Origin of the sequence: Pseudomonas putida (assembly GCF_001941965.1) — a bacterium.
GTDB lineage: Bacteria > Pseudomonadota > Gammaproteobacteria > Pseudomonadales > Pseudomonadaceae > Aquipseudomonas > Aquipseudomonas putida_L.
In genome coordinates this window covers 51,526-66,388 of record NZ_MKZO01000006.1, presented here as the reverse complement: position 1 = coordinate 66,388, position 14,863 = coordinate 51,526, and the positions used below count along the sequence as shown (strand labels likewise).

Genomic DNA, 14,863 nt, shown 5'->3' with positions numbered 1-14,863 from the left:
TCTTAATACTTGGGCTTGCCGAAGATACGGCTAACGATATTGACCAGCAGCACGATCATTACCAGGACCAGCGAGGCCGCCCATGCGAGCTCCAGCTGGTTGTCGAACGGCATGCCGGAGAAGTTGTAGATCAGTACCGCCAGCGACGCCGTGGGGTTCATCACCGCCAGGCTGCCGTCGTGGTAGATCCAGTAGTTGCTGAACAGCGCGGTGAACAGCAGCGGCGCGGTTTCGCCGGCGGCGCGGGCCACGGCCAGCATGACGCCGGTGAGGATCGCCGGCAGGCCGGTCGGCAGGACGATCTTCATGATCACCTGGGCACGGGTGCACCCCATGCCGTAGGCGGCGTCCTTCATGATCTTGGGGACCATTTTCATGGCTTCCTCGGCCGTCAGTACGACGATCGGCAACATCAGGACTGCCAACGCTACGCCACCCGCGGGCGCCGAGTAAGTACCGGTGGTCATGACCACCAGGGCGTAGGCGAATACACCCGCGAGGATCGACGGCAGGCCGGTGAGCATCTTCGCGGCGAAGCGCGAGGCGTTGGCCAGCTTGCTGTCGGGGCCCAGTTCGGCGAGGAACACCGCGGCTAGGATGCCGACCGGTACCGCGATGGCGGCAGCGATGCCGACCATGACGAAGGTACCGGCCATGGCGTTACCGAAGCCGCCGCCCATCTCGAAACCGGTCGGTGGCAGCTCGGTGAACACTTCCAGGTTCAGGCGTGCGCCACCCTTGGTGATGAGCATGTACAGCACCGAGAGCAACGGCACGCTGGCGACGATCGCGGTGAACCAGGCCAGGCTGGTCAGGATGATGCTGCGCAGGGCGCGGCCTTCGAAGCGGCGCTGCAGGCTCGGCAGGGCGGTGGCTGGTTGGGACAGGTCGGTCATTATTTATTCCCCCGCTGGGCGTAGAGCATGAGCAGCGATCCGAGCACGTTCACCAGCAAGGTGATGAACATCAGCACCAGTGCCGCGTACATCAGCACTTCGACCTCGGTCGGGCCGGCTTCCGGGAAGTTCAGGGCGAGCAAGGCCGCCAGGGTGTTGGCCGGGGCGAACAGCGACACGGTGATGGTGTTGGCGTTGCCCACCAGCATGGCCAAAGCCATGGTTTCACCGAGGGCACGGCCGAGGCCGAGGACCAGCGAGCCGAAGATGCCGGTGGCCGCGGACGGCACCATCACCTTGAGGATCGCTTCCCAGTGGGTGGTACCCAGGCCGTAGGCGGCCTGCTTGGTTTTCATCGGCACGCTGGTCAGGGCGTCCTGGGACACGGCGGCAACGGTCGGCAGGATCATGATCGCCAGTACCAGTGCAGCCGGCAGCAGGCCGGGGCCGCTCAGGGAGGTGCCGAAGAACGGGATCCAGCCCAGTTCGCTGTTCAGCCAGGCGGTCAGCGGACGGATGGCCGGGATCACCACGTAGATGCCCCACAGGCCGTAGACCACGCTGGGGATCGCGGCGAGCAGTTCGACGATGGTGCGGAAGACGGCGGCGAGTTTCGCCGGGAGGAAATCCTGGGTCAGGAAGATCGCCATGCTCACGCCAAAGAAACCGGCGATCAGCAGTGCGATAAAGGCGCTGTAAAGCGTGCCCCAAATGGCTGGCAGAATTCCGTATTTGCCTTGGTTGACGTCCCAGACGGTGCCGAACAGCACGTCGAAGCCGTGTTTTTCCATACCAGGAAGCGCTTTGCGTCCTACTTCGAAAATCAGGGCGAAGACCAGCGCCAGGATCAGCGCAACACCGATGCGTGCCAGGGCACGGAAGATGCGGTCGACCAGGAAATCCTTCGCCGAAGGTGGCCGGCATGCAGAGTCGGGGTTTTCCGGTATGTCAAATGGGGTGTTCATCGATTAGTTCCGGGACAGGGGCAAACGCTCCCGGCGTGGCGATCAAGCCACTCCGAGAGCGCGCTGGCAGTCTTACTGGATGTTGGCGGACGCTTTGCGTACCTGCTCGACAACCGATGGAGGCAGCGGGATGTAGCCCATCGAGTCAGCGATCTTCTGACCTTCGGTCAGGCTGTACTCGATCATGTCGCGCATGGCCTTGGCCTTGGCCGGGTTGCCGTTGTCCTTGCGGAAGATCATCCAGGTATAGGAAGTGATCGGGTAGGACTTGGCGCCGTCCGGATCAGGCAGCCAGGCCACCAGGTTTTCCGGCATCTTCACAGCGGCCAGCGCTTCGGCACCGCTTTCGGCGTTAGGGACGACGTACTGGCCGGCCTTGTTCTGCAGAACGGCGAAGTCGACCTTGGCCAGCTTGGCGAAGCCGTATTCGATGTAGCCGATAGCGCCTGGAGTCTGGCGAACGGTGGCGGTGATGCCGTCGTTCTTCGGCGACTTGATGAACTTGTCGGTCGCAGGCCAGTTGACGGTGTTGCCCTCGCCCAGTGCTTCCTTGAAGGCAGGGTTGATGGCCGACAGGTGCTTGGTGAACACGGCGGTGGTACCGCTGGAGTCAGCGCGCACAACGACGGTGATCGGGGTAGCCGGCAGCTTCAGATCAGGGTTGGCAGCGGCGATCTTAGGATCGTTCCACTGGGTGATCTTGCCCAGGAAGATGTCGGAGTAGACGTCACGTGGCAGCTTCAGGCCTTTCGGGTTGCCCGGCAGGTTGTAGGCCAGGACGATTTCACCGGCAGTCATCGGCAGCAGCTGGACGCCTTCGGCGACCTTGGCGATTTCTTCGTCTTTCATCGCCGAGTCACTGGCGGCGAAGTCGACGGTCTTGTTCAGAAAGTCCTGAACACCTGCACCACTGCCTTTCGATTGGTAGTCAACAGTCACACCCGCGGTGTTCTTGCTGAAATCCTTGAACCAGGTCAGGTAGATCGGCGCAGGGAAACTGGCGCCGGAACCGGTCAGGCGCACGCTTTCGGCAAAGGCCGAAGAAGCGAAAAGGGATACCGAAACGGCGAGTGCAGCGGACTTCATCAGGCGTTTCATTCAGAAAGTGCTCCATGTGATGGCCGAGGCACTTTGCCGAAACTTTATGACAGTAATGTGAATGTTCGGTGGCGATACGTTGATATCAGACGGCTATCAGCGCTTTATACACGAGAAAGCTGGATTGGCGTGGACCTTGTGGGAGCTGGCTTGCCAGCGATTGCAGCAGTGGCTTCACCATCGCAATCGCTGGCAAGCCAGCTCCCACAAGGTCCGCGTCGCTCTCAGCGTTTCAACAGCGCATCGACACTCCGAAGCAGCGCCTCCAGGGCAAACGGCTTGGTCAGTACCGGCGCTTCCAGCGGCGAGTTGTCCAGCACTTCCGGTCGCGCGTAGCCGGTCATGAACAGCACCGGCAAGCCAGGCCGCGCCGCGCGGCTTTCCAGCACCATCCGATGCCCGTCCATGCCACCGGGCAAGCCGATATCGGTGACCAGCGCATCAATGGGAATGTCCGAGCGCAACAGGCGCAGCCCGGCCTTGCTGTCCGCCGCCTCGATCACCGAATAGCCATGCCCGGTGAGCGTCTCGCTGACGAAGGCCCGCACCGAGGCCTCATCCTCGACCACCAGCACCGTGGCGCCACTGGCGACCCTGGCGACGTCCTCCACGGTCTGTTCGCGCGCTGGCGGCGCAAGCAACTGGGGCCGTGCCGGCAGCGACAGGAATACCTGGGTACCCCTGCCCTCCTCGGATTCGATCCGCACCTGGCCGCCGGACTGCCGGGCAAAACCGTAGATCATCGGCAAGCCCAGGCCCGAACCGGCACCGACCGCCTTGGTGGTAAAGAACGGCTCGAAGGCCTTGGCCAGCACCTCGGGGCTCATGCCGCAGCCATCGTCCTCCACCGCGATGGTCAGGTAGTCGCCGGGCGGCAGTTCGTGCTGGCCGCCTGGCTGGTCGAAGGTCCTGATGCGCAGCTCGCCGCCACCACGCAAGGCATCGCGGGCATTGATGCACAGGTTCAACAGGGCGTTTTCCACCTGGGCCGGATCGACCACGCAGGTCGAACGCAGCGACTCCAGTTGCACCGAGACATCGATGGTCGGCCCGACCGTGCGCTGGATCAGCTCTTCCATGCCGCTGACCAGCGAATTGATATCGGTGGGTACCGGCAGCAAGGTTTGCTGGCGAGAGAACGCCAGCAAGCGGTGGGTCAACGCGGCGGCCCTTTGCGCCGCACCGTAGGCCACCGCCACATAGCGCTCGAGATCCGCCGAGCGGCCCTGCGCCAGGCGCAGTTTGATGAGGTCCAGGCTGCCGGTGATGCCGGCCAGCAGGTTGTTGAAGTCATGGGCGATACCGCCGGTGAGCTGGCCAACCGCCTCCATCTTCTGCGCCTGACGCAGTGCGGCCTGCGCGGCCTCGTTTTCGGCGAGGGCCTCGCCGATCCGGGTTTCCAGGGTGCGGTTGAGATTGAGCAGCGCCTCTTCGGCGGCTTTCTTGGCCGTGACGTCGATGGAAGAGCCGATCAAGCCCATGACCGCCCCCGTGTCATCCAGCAAGGGAGCCTTCACCGACAGCCAGATGGCCGCGGTGCCGTCTGCCATGTCGACCTGCTCCTCGATCTGCTCGGCCTTGCCGCCGTGCATGATGCGCTGGTCGGTGGCCATCACCTGGCGTGCCTGCTCCTTGTCCTCGAGGAATTCCAGGTCGGTCTTGCCGATATAAAAGGCGGGCGGCTTGCCGATCAGCTCGGTGGTGCCGTGGTTGGCCACCAGCATCCGCCCGTCCAGGTCCTTGGCGTAGACCACGCCGGGGACCGCCCCGGCGAAGATCCGCTGCAGCGCCGACACCCGATCGCGCTCGGCCTCCGCCGCGCGGCGCGACTCGATATCGATGAGTACGCCCGGGAAGCGCACGGGCTGCCCTTCGGCGTCCAGTTCGCAATGGCCGCTGGCTTCGATCCAGCGGTAGCAGCCGTCTTGCTGCCGGACCCGGTACTCGCAGCGAAAGGCCCCGCCGCGCTGCATGGTCTGCTGGATTTCGGCGGCGACGCGATCGAGGTCGCCAGGATGGATCGAGGTGAAGGCTTCCTCGATCGGCATGCCGGCGCGGCAGCGGTCCAGGGGCAGGCCGAAAGCCCTGGAAAAGGGTTGGTCGGCGGTGACGCTGTTGTTGGGGATGTCCCAGACCCAGGTGCCACTGATGGCCCCGGAATCCAGGGCCAGTTGCAGACGCTCGAGGGCGTCGCCGGTATCGGAGGATGGAGATTGCATGACGGGCCTCGCGGCGGCGAACGGGAACGGTGCCCGGCGACGATAGCCGATCGCCTTGACGCAGGGGAAGACAGTGCGGGGGCGGAATAAATTCCCTGTCGTCGAAAATTCGCCAACCGCGGACCTTGTGGGAGCTGGCTTGCCAGCGATTTGGCCAGACCTGACAACATCATTGCTCAAGCCGGCCTAATCGCTGGCAAGCCAGCTCCCACAGGTTTTTGACCAGCCGCGAGAACCGGTTTTGACCAATCACTTACCAGTTGTAGGTCACCGACCCGTACACCGTCCGCTGCTGCCCATACTGGCAGCCCACCGTGCTGAAGCACCCGGCCACGTACTTCTCGTCGAGCAGGTTGTTGGCGTTCAGCGACACCTCCATCCCGTGCAGCGACGCATCGAGCTTGCCCAGGTCATAGGCCACCAGCGCATCGAACAGCGTGTAGCTGTCGACTTTGAAGCTGTTGATGTCGTCACCGTAGGTGCTGCCTACATAGCGCGCCCCCGCCCCCAATCTCAAGCCGGCCAGCGGCCCGCCCTGGAAGATGTAGTCGGCCCAGACCGAGGCCATGTGCTCGGGAATGCGGATCGGCGTATTGCCCTCGGTGCCGAGATCGGATTTGGTCACCTCGACATCGTTCCAGGTGTAGCTGCCGATCAGGTTGAAGCCCTTGCTGATCTCGGTCTTGGCCTCGAACTCGATCCCCCGGGAGCGACGCTCGCCATCCTGGCGGGCCACGCCGGAAACATACTCCGTGGCATTGCGCTTGGTCAGGTCGAACATCGCGACGGTGTACAGGCTGTTAGCCCCCGGCGGCTCGTACTTCAGGCCCAGCTCGTACTGCTTGCCGCTCTCCGGCGACAACTGGCTGTTGCTGGCGGTCACGCCCATCACCGGGAGGAACGACTCGCTGTAGCTGGCATAAGGCGCCAGGCCGTTGTCGAAGAGGTAGACGATGCCCGCCCGGCCGCTGAACTTTTCGTCCTTCTGGGTCTGCGGATCACGGTCGTCCTTCTGGTTGCTGGCCCAGTCGTAGCGACCGCCAAGCAGGAATACCCAGTTGTCGACCTTCAACTGGTCCTGCAGGTAGACACCGGTCTGCGACAGCTTCTGCTCCCAACTCGCCCTGCTGACCGGCGCGTAGGTCAGCGCCTGGCCGTGCGCCGGGTTGTACACATCGAAGGGTTCGAGGATGAAGTTGAGCGCCTGCTGCTGGTCGAACTTGCCATTGTTGTAGTCCACGCCCATCAGCAAGGTGTGCTCCAGCGGCCCGGTGGCGAAGTTGGCCTGAACCTGGTTGTCCATGGTGAACAGGCGGCCATCGCCCTTGCGCTGGTCGTTGTAGCGCGAATAGTCGCTGCCGACCGGGCCGAAGATGGCGATTTCCGAACTGGACTGGCGGTAGTCGCTGTAGCGCACGTTCTGGCGCAGGGTCCAGACCTCGTCGACATGGTGCTCGAAGACATAGCCCAGGGAGGTCTTCTCGTTGGTCATGAAGTCGTAGGCGCTGTCGCCGACGTTGGTATCGCGGTCCAGGCGGCCACGGGGATCGTGGAACACCGTGCCCTGGGCCGGCAGCGGGTTGGCGAAGTTGCCGGTCTGCTTCTGGTACTCGCCCAGCACCGTCAGCTCGGTATCGGCATTGGGCCGGAAGCTGATCGCGGGGGCCAGGTACTCGCGGCGGTTGGTGATGTCGTCGGCCTGGGCATCGGCCTCGCGGAACAGGCCGGTCAGGCGGTAGCTCCAGACGCCTTCATCGTCCAGCGCATCGCCCAGGTCGAAGGCCGTCTGCTGGTAGTCATGGTTGCCACCCTGCACTTGCACCTGGCGCAACGGTTCGGTGGTGGGCCGCTTGCTCACCAGGTTGATCTGCCCACCGGGGTCCGAGGCGCCGTAGAGCACCGAACTGGCACCACGCAGCACCTCGATGCGCTCCAGGCCATAGGGCTCGGGGGCATCCCAGCCGAGGAACTCGGGGAGGAAGGTCCGGGTGCCGTCACGCAGCATGCGCCCGGTGCCCTGCTGGAAACCGCGGATGGTCAGCTGGTCGGTGACGAACTGCGGACCGGCCAGCTCGGTGTTGATCCCCGGCGTGTAGCGCAGCGCCTGGGACACGGTCTTGGGCTGCTGGGCCTGGATCTGCTCGCGGGTGACCACCGACACCGAATACGGCGTTTCGATGATCGGCGTGTCGGTCTTGCTCCCCGCCGAAGCGCGCTTGGCGACGTAGCCATCATCCGGCGTCACCGAGCTGTAGGCCTGGCCGGAAATACTGGTGCCCGGCAGCACCAGGCTCGCCTCCCCGGCGCTGTCCTGCAGGGTGACGTGGCGGCCATCGATCAGGAAGACGATCGCGGTCCCCTGGAGCATCTGCCGCAGCGCCTGCTCTGGCTCCATCTGCCCGGACACACCCTGGCTGCGCAAGCCGGAGACGATGTCCTGGCTGTAGAGGATCTGCAGCCCGGCCTGGTTGCCCAGGTCGGTCAGCGCCGCAGCCAGGGTCTTGGACGGAATGTCGATCGCTACGGGCTCGGCGCGGACCGACGGCGCCATGGCCATGGCAAGGCCCAGGGTCGCGGCGGCGATGCACTGGCGCAGCCGTTGCGGCGAATGATTCAGCGGGTGGGTGATCATGATGCTCCTGACGATTCTCGTTATGTATTGGCCTGCGCGAGGGATGAAACCGGGCGCATGCCGGATCGACGAACGAGTCGCGGATTTGTTCAGCGAATTGTCGGGAGCGCGTGATTTCAGCGGGCGGAGAGGATCAGCACGCCGTCGCCGCGGCGCAGTTTCACCGGGAGGATCCGTGGCAATGCGGCCACCAGTTGGCCTAGCTCGGCGATGTCGTAGATCCCGCCCAGGCGCAGCTCGGCGATGGCGCTGCCGTCCAGTTGCAGAGGCACCTCGAGGTAACGGTTCAACTGCACGATGGCCTCGCGCAGGCTGACGTCATCGAGGATCAGCTTGTCATGGCGCCAGGCCGTGGCCCGCGCCGGATCGACCCGGCGCAGCTGTGGCGCCCGCCCTGGACGAACGTCGGCCTGCAGGCCGGCAGTCAGCTCCGCGCCCTGGTTGGCGCCCTCGCCGTCCTCGCCACGGGAGACCAGCACGGTGCCTTCGGCGACGGTGACGGTGCTCTGCGGCGGCGTGGTCCAGACGTTGAAATGGGTGCCGGTCACCCGCACCCGGGCGTTCTCGGTGTTGATCACGAAAGGCTTGTCGGTATCGCGCTGCACATCGAAGAAGGCTTCGCCGTCACGCAGGCGAATCTGCCGCTGGTCACGGTAGCCGAGGTAAAGCAGGCCGGTGCGCCGGTTGAGCTCCACCACACTGCGGTCCGGCAACTGCACCTGGCGGCGCAGTTCCTCGGCGGCGTAGTAACGCACGCTGCCCGGCAACACGCCCCACGACCAGCCGGCGCTCCACGCCGCCCCCACCGCCAGCAGCAAGGCGGCGGCGCGGGCCAGCGACGGCAGGCGGCGACGCCGGGTCGCCGGCGCCGGCAACTGCTCGCTGACCTGCCACACCCGGCACATGTTGGCGTACTCGATGGCGTGCACCGGATCAGCGTGATACCAGCGCAGGAACGCCGCCCGGTCCGCCGCGCTGCATTCCTCGAAATGCAGGCGCACGCACCAGTCGGCGGCCATCTCGCTCGGGGTTTTCTCAGGCTGGGCAGGGTCGGACATCGGGACGGCCATGGGCGGAAAGTGGGCAAGCTTACTCCATCCGCTTTTGCCCTGGCTGCCCTGGCGCGCCATTTACGAGAGTTGTTGCAAATACTTCTTGATAGCACTAGATTTCCCGACCGTGCGCGCTGACTTCAAGAACGGAACCCAGGTATCCCATGCAAAAAACCGGTGTGGCCCGCGGTGGTTCTCCCTGGCTCGAGGTGTTCTCGACCCAGCGCTCGCGCCTGATCGGCCTGGCCGCGAAGATCATCGGCTGCCGCAGCCACGCCGAGGACATCGTCCACGAGGCGTTTATCAAGGTCGATGACGCCGGCAAGGACCAGCAGATCCAGTCCCGGGTCTCGTACCTCAACCGCGTGGTGCACAACCTGTCGATCGATCATTACCGGCGACGCCAGTTCGAAGACCGGCTGATCAATGCCGAGACTGAATGCGATGAAGCGCCGGTGCCGCCGGGGGCCAATCCGGAGGCGTTGATCTCGGACCAACAGGTGCTGGAGCGGGTCTCGGCCGCCCTCGCCGACCTGCCGGCGCGCACCCGGCAAGCCTTCGAGATGAGCCGTATCCATGGCATGAAGCAGAACGAGATCGCCCGCGCCCTGGGGGTCTCGCCGGCACTGGTCAGCGCGATGATTCGCGAGGCGCTGCTGCACTGTCGGGACCGGGCGCTGTAGGACCCAGGACGGTACTGCCTGCGCGAAGGGGATGCCGGGAAATCGCATTGCGGCTGACAGCCCTGACGCGATCTGCTGTCGGACCTTCTATTGCACTTGCCATCGGCGAACCACATCGCGGAAAGTGCGACGGCCGAATGCTTGACCTTCGCCATCAGGAGAGCACCCCATGACCGACAACACCGACCCCTCCCGCGGCTGGCTCGCGAGCAAGCTCCTCGCCGACGGCCAGGAACCGGACCCGCGCTTCACCCTGGCCAACGAGCGCACCTTCCTCGCCTGGATCCGCACGTCCCTGGCCCTGCTGGCCAGCGGTATCGCGGTGGACATGTTCACCGCCGAGATCTTCTCCTCCGGCACCCGCCGCTTGCTGGCAGTGTCGCTGATCGTCCTGGCGCTGCTGCTGAGCCTGCCGGCCTTCATCCGCTGGCTGAACGTCGAGCGCGCCATGCGCAAGCGCCAGCCGCTGCCCTTCCCGATGATTGCCCCGGCGCTGTCGATCGGGGTGTCGCTGGTGATGGTGATCTTTGCCTGGGCGGTGTTCTTCCGTGCCTGAACTGACCCATGGCGATATCGGCCTGCAACCGGAGCGCACCCTGCTGGCGTGGCGGCGGACCATCCTGGCGATGATCGTCTGCAGCTGCTTTTTCCTGCGCTGGGTTCCCCATCATGGCTGGCTGGCGGTGCTACCGGCCGGGCTGTGCCTGGCGGTGGCGGGCCTGGCGTGGTTGCGCTTGCGGCGACGTTACGCAGTGCAGGTGCAGGGGTTGTGCGCCGAGACCGTGGCCACCGGGGTCAGGGTGCATCTGTTGCTGGCGCTGTGCGTGACGGTGATGTGCATGGTGGAACTGGCGGCGATCGTGCTCTGGTAGCGCCTGCGGGATTGGCCTCCCTGGAAAACCCGGAATTGGCTATTCGGCCAGCCGGACTCTGCACTTAAGGTGTGCTCCATCCCCTGACACACAACGGAGCACCCGCCAATGACCACCCGAATCGAATGGGCCAAGCACGCCCCGGACGCCTACAAAGCCATGGTCGGCCTGGAGCAGGCCATGGTGAAATCCGGCCTGGAGCACTCGCTGCTCGAGCTGATCCGCCTGCGCGCCTCGCAGATCAACGGCTGTGCCTATTGCGTCAACCTGCATGCCAACGATGCGCGCCAGGCCGGCGAAACCGAGGCACGCCTGCAGACCCTCAGCGTCTGGGCCGAGACGAACTTCTTCACCCCACGGGAAAAGGCCGCCCTGGCCTGGGTCGAGAGCCTGACCCGCCTGCCGGAGAAACATGCGCCGCAGCACCAGTACGACGCCCTGCTGGAACACTTCAGCGAAAGCGAAGTGGTCAACCTGACCCTGGCCATCGCCACCATCAATGCCTGGAACCGCTTTGGCGTGGGCTTTGCGATGATCCCGGCGTAGGTTTGTACGAGAAGTGCCTGATCGCCGCGCAGGCACTTCTCGAACAAAGCCTAAGCCTCGGCGAGGCGCTGGCGATAGCTGCCGGGGCTCTCCCCGGTCCACTTCTTGAATGCCCGGTGAAACGCGCTGGGCTCCTGGAAACCGGTCTGCGCAGCGATCTCGGCAACGCTGAGGTCGCTATCGCGCAGGCATTCGAAGGCCATGGCCCGGCGTACTTCGTCCTTGATCTGCTGGAACGAGCAGCCTTCACGTTCCAGTTGGCGCCGGAAGCTGCTCGGGCTCAGGCCCATTTCACCCGCCAGGGCCAGCAAGGTCGGCCACTGGTCGTACTCGGTGCGACGCAGATGCCGGTACACCCGCGCCGCCAGGCCGTTCTGGTTGCGCCAGCGCACCACCAACCCTTGCGGCGCACTGCGCAGGAAGGTCTTCAGCGCGCCAAGGTCCTGTACCACCGGCAACTTCAGGTAGTCGGCGGCAAACTCCACTTCCGTCCGCCCCGCCCCCAATTGCAGGTTCGGCCCCCACAACAGTGCATCGTCCTCGAGGCGCACCCGGGCATCGGTCAGCTCGGTGCGGTCGATTGCAATGCGTCGCCCGCCCAGCCAGCACAGCAGGCTGATCACCAGGACGAGGAAGGTTTCTTCGGCAAAAACCCGGCGCTGCGGATCGTCGATGCACGAGTGCAGGCTGATCACCGCCCGCTGCCCGCGCAGGCTGAGGCTGCCGCGGATATCCCGCAGGAACAGGCTGAAGTTGCCCAGGCACTGGCGCAGGGCCTTTTCCAGGTTGGGCTCCTGGATCAGCCCGCGGCAGATCAGGGCAAAGCTGCCCAGGGGCATGCCGTGGCTGTCGAGGTGGAAGAATTCGTCGTCGAGGGCTTCGATCAGGATCAGCCACAAACGGGCGCACGCCGTCGCCGGCACCCGGGCGCTGCTATCCTCCAGCACCACCGGATCGATACCGGCCTGGCGCAGCAGCGCCGCAGCCCGCGCCGGTTGCTGGCGCAGGGCATACAGCATGATGTGGACGAAGTAGACCGCGACCGAATCGTTTTCCCGCATGAACAGTTCCGCATTGGCGCCCCTGCATTGCAAAAAATGACAGGCACGCTGGACAGTTAAGGCATAGGCCCGGCCCCGCCCCTTGCCTAGACTCGCTGACAATCCGGGCGTGAACCGGGCGTCATTCTCGCAGAGCGGGTGGCGTCATGCCACGCCTTAGCCCATTGGAGTGGATCATGAACAACAACGATATCTATGTAGTCAGCGCCGTGCGCTCGGCCATCGGCACCTTCGGCGGCTCGCTCAAGGACCTGCCCCTGGCCGACCTCGCCACCCAGGTCACCCGCGCTGCCCTCGAACGCTCCGGTGTCGCCCCCGAGCAGATCGGCCATGTGGTGATGGGCAACGTGATCCCCACCGAAGCCCGCGACGCCTACCTGGGCCGCGTGGCCGCGATGAACGCCGGGATTCCCAAGGAAACCCCGGCCTTCAACGTCAACCGCCTGTGCGGTTCCGGCCTGCAGGCCATCGTTTCCGCTGCGCAGACCCTGCAACTGGGCGAAGCCGAGGCCGTGCTCGCCGCCGGCGCCGAGGCCATGAGCCGCGGCCCGTACCTGCTGACCCAGGCCCGCTGGGGCGCACGCATGGGCGACATGAAGAGCATCGACTACATGCTCGGCATCCTGCATGACCCGTTCGAAGGCTTCCATATGGGCATCACCGCCGAAAACGTTGCCGCCAAACACGGCATCAGCCGCGAGATGCAGGACGAAGTGGCGATCACCAGCCAGCAGCGCGCCGCCCGCGCCATCGCTGAAGGCCGTTTCGACAGCCAGATCGTCGCCATCGAAGTCCCCGGTCGCAAAGGCCCGGTGCAGTTCAAGGTGGACGAGCATGTGCGCGGTGAGGTCAGCTCCGAGCAACTGGCCGGGATGAAGACCGCGTTCAAGAAGGACGGCAGCGTCACCGCCGGCAACGCCAGCGGCCTGAACGACGGCGCTGCGGCGCTGGTCCTGGCGACCGGGGCGATGGTCGAGCGCGAAGGCCTGAAACCCCTGGCCCGCCTGGTGGCCTACGCCCATGCCGGTGTCGAACCGGAGCTGATGGGCCTTGGTCCCGTGCCAGCCACCCAGAAAGTCCTGGCCCAGGCCGGCATCACGGTCGCCGACCTGGACGTGATCGAGTCCAACGAAGCCTTCGCCGCCCAGGCCTGCGCCGTGTCCAAATTGCTCGGCTTCGACCCGGAGAAGGTCAACCCGAACGGCTCCGGCATCTCCCTGGGCCACCCGGTGGGCGCCACCGGCGCAATCATCGCCACCAAGGCCATCCATGAACTGCAACGCATCCAGGGTCGCTATGCCCTGGCGACCATGTGCATCGGCGGCGGCCAGGGTATCGCCGTCCTGTTCGAACGGGTTTGAGGAATAACCGCATGAGCATTCACAACATCGCCGTGATCGGCGCCGGGACCATGGGCAACGGCATCGCCCAGGTGTGTGCCGTGGCCGGTTACCAGGTCACCCTGATCGACGTGTCCGACGCCGCGCTGGAGCGTGGCGTGGCCACCCTGCGCAAGAACCTGGAGCGCCAGGTCAGCAAGCAGACCCTGCAGGCGGACCAGGCCGAAGCCGCGGTCGGGCGCATTCGCACCAGCACCGACTACGCCCAGTTGAAAGACGCGCAACTGGTGATCGAGGCCGCCACCGAAAATCTCGAGCTCAAGAAGCGCATTCTCCAGCAGGTCGCCGCCAGCGTCAGCGACAGCTGCGTGATCGCCACCAACACCTCGTCGCTGTCCATCACCCAACTGGCCGCCACCGTCAGCCAGCCGGAGCGCTTTATCGGCGTGCACTTCTTCAACCCGGTGCCGATGATGGCCCTGGTCGAGGTGATCCGCGGCCTGCAGACCAATGACGCGACCTACGCCGCGGCCATGGCCCTGACCGGCCAGGTCGGCAAGACCGCGATCACCGCCGGCAACCGTCCGGGCTTCGTGGTCAACCGTATCCTGGTGCCGATGATCAACGAAGCGATCTTCGTGTTGCAGGAAGGCCTGGCCAGTGCCGAGGACATCGACACCGGCATGCGCCTGGGCTGCAACCAGCCGATCGGCCCGCTGGCCCTGGCCGACCTGATCGGCCTGGACACCCTGCTGGCGATCATCGAGGCCTTCCACGAGGGCTTCAACGACAGCAAGTACCGCCCTGCTCCGCTGCTCAAGGAGATGGTCGCGGCCGGCTACCTGGGTCGCAAGAGCGGCCGCGGCTTCCACGTCTACGGGTAAGCCGCCATGCCCAGGACCTGCGCCGACTACGAAGAACGCCGCGACAAGGCCCTCGAGCTTTTCGCCCTCAAGGGGTTCGGCCAGGTCAGCATGCGCGAGCTGGCGGCCCATGTGGGCCTGACCGCGGGCTCGCTGTACCACCACTTCCCGAGCAAGCAGCACCTGTTGTTCGACCTGATCGAGGAGCTGTACGAGGAACTGCTGGCGACCTTGCACCCGGTAGGCCGGGGCAAGGCCGTGCGCTTGTCGGCGGTGATCCGCGCCCATTGGGAGTTGCATGGGGAACGGCCGTTGCAGTTCCGCCTGGCGGAGCGCGACCTGTGTTGCCTGAGCGAAGAGCAGCAGGCGTTGATAGCCGGGATGCGCAGGGAATATGAGGCGCGATTGCTCGAGCTGATCGCGCCCTCCAGCCGCCTCGACGGAGCGGCCCTGGAGGCCGCGGCGCAGGTGGTGGCGAGCCTGCTCAACAGCCTGCCGGGCTGGCTGCAGAACTCGGCAGCACCCCAGGCGCAGCGGCTGGCCTTGATGGAAAGCATGTTGCTGGGGGCGATCGAGGGTGGGCTGCCGGTGGGGATCAGTTCGGCGGCTTGAGGCGCTGGCTGAGGGCCTCATCGC

Annotated in this window: 14 protein-coding genes; 7 read left to right on the top strand and 7 right to left on the bottom strand. The window is 65.2% G+C overall.

The features are described from left to right. Positions 1–2: 2 nt before the first annotated feature. From pstA to PSEMO_RS03315, 6 genes are all read right to left on the bottom strand, one after another. The gene (gene pstA / locus PSEMO_RS03340; RefSeq protein ID WP_075801743.1) at positions 3–896 is read right to left on the bottom strand and encodes a phosphate ABC transporter permease PstA; all 894 of its coding nucleotides are present in this window, start codon (positions 894–896) and stop codon (positions 3–5) included. Beyond that, a complete protein-coding gene (gene pstC / locus PSEMO_RS03335; protein ID WP_075801742.1) occupies positions 896–1,861 on the bottom strand; it encodes a phosphate ABC transporter permease subunit PstC in 966 nt (321 codons plus the stop codon). Before pstC ends, pstA begins: the two co-directional genes overlap by 1 nt. A 72-nt stretch (positions 1,862–1,933) precedes the next feature. Continuing rightward, positions 1,934–2,959, bottom strand: coding sequence for a phosphate ABC transporter substrate-binding protein PstS (gene pstS, locus PSEMO_RS03330; protein WP_075801741.1), 1,026 nt, complete (start codon positions 2,957–2,959; stop codon positions 1,934–1,936). A gap of 224 nt (positions 2,960–3,183) precedes the next feature. Beyond that, positions 3,184–5,178, bottom strand: coding sequence for a hybrid sensor histidine kinase/response regulator (locus PSEMO_RS03325; RefSeq protein WP_075801740.1), 1,995 nt, complete (start codon positions 5,176–5,178; stop codon positions 3,184–3,186). Between the two features lie 253 nt (positions 5,179–5,431). Then, positions 5,432–7,810: a TonB-dependent siderophore receptor gene (locus tag PSEMO_RS03320; protein ID WP_075801739.1), complete on the bottom strand. Its 2,379-nt coding sequence runs from the start codon at positions 7,808–7,810 to the stop codon at positions 5,432–5,434. 116 nt (positions 7,811–7,926) lie between these two features. Beyond that, positions 7,927–8,868, bottom strand: coding sequence for a FecR family protein (locus tag PSEMO_RS03315; protein ID WP_256720956.1), 942 nt, complete (start codon positions 8,866–8,868; stop codon positions 7,927–7,929). Positions 8,869–9,026: 158 nt separating this feature from the next. On the opposite strand from PSEMO_RS03315, the gene PSEMO_RS03310 reads away from it, so the two are divergent. The 4 genes from PSEMO_RS03310 to PSEMO_RS03295 all read left to right on the top strand — a co-directional run bounded on the left by PSEMO_RS03310 (position 9,027) and on the right by PSEMO_RS03295 (position 10,963). Continuing rightward, complete coding sequence (locus tag PSEMO_RS03310; protein ID WP_075801737.1) at positions 9,027–9,545, top strand: sigma-70 family RNA polymerase sigma factor; 519 nt, start codon at positions 9,027–9,029, stop codon at positions 9,543–9,545. 169 nt (positions 9,546–9,714) lie between these two features. Beyond that, positions 9,715–10,101: a YidH family protein gene (locus tag PSEMO_RS03305; RefSeq protein WP_075801736.1), complete on the top strand. Its 387-nt coding sequence runs from the start codon at positions 9,715–9,717 to the stop codon at positions 10,099–10,101. After that, entirely contained in the window at positions 10,094–10,417 is a 324-nt protein-coding gene (locus PSEMO_RS03300) for a DUF202 domain-containing protein (protein ID WP_218641230.1), read from the top strand. The genes PSEMO_RS03305 and PSEMO_RS03300 overlap by 8 nt, the downstream gene beginning before the upstream one ends. 108 nt (positions 10,418–10,525) lie before the next feature. After that, positions 10,526–10,963, top strand: coding sequence for a carboxymuconolactone decarboxylase family protein (locus PSEMO_RS03295; protein ID WP_075801734.1), 438 nt, complete (start codon positions 10,526–10,528; stop codon positions 10,961–10,963). Between the two features lie 50 nt (positions 10,964–11,013). Here the strand turns inward: PSEMO_RS03295 and PSEMO_RS03290 are convergent, their stop codons facing one another. Next, complete coding sequence (locus tag PSEMO_RS03290; RefSeq protein ID WP_075801733.1) at positions 11,014–12,024, bottom strand: helix-turn-helix domain-containing protein; 1,011 nt, start codon at positions 12,022–12,024, stop codon at positions 11,014–11,016. 176 nt (positions 12,025–12,200) lie between these two features. Between PSEMO_RS03290 and PSEMO_RS03285 the strand changes: the two genes are divergently transcribed. The 3 genes from PSEMO_RS03285 to PSEMO_RS03275 are packed head-to-tail and all read left to right on the top strand — an operon-like array spanning position 12,201 to position 14,839. Next, positions 12,201–13,385, top strand: coding sequence for an acetyl-CoA C-acyltransferase family protein (locus PSEMO_RS03285; RefSeq protein WP_075801732.1), 1,185 nt, complete (start codon positions 12,201–12,203; stop codon positions 13,383–13,385). 11 nt (positions 13,386–13,396) lie between these two features. Beyond that, positions 13,397–14,248, top strand: a complete 852-nt coding sequence (locus PSEMO_RS03280; RefSeq protein WP_075801731.1) for a 3-hydroxybutyryl-CoA dehydrogenase — start codon at positions 13,397–13,399, stop codon at positions 14,246–14,248. A 6-nt stretch (positions 14,249–14,254) separates the two neighbouring features. Further along, complete coding sequence (locus tag PSEMO_RS03275) at positions 14,255–14,839, top strand: TetR/AcrR family transcriptional regulator (protein ID WP_075801730.1); 585 nt, start codon at positions 14,255–14,257, stop codon at positions 14,837–14,839. The last annotated feature ends 24 nt before the right edge of the window (positions 14,840–14,863 follow it).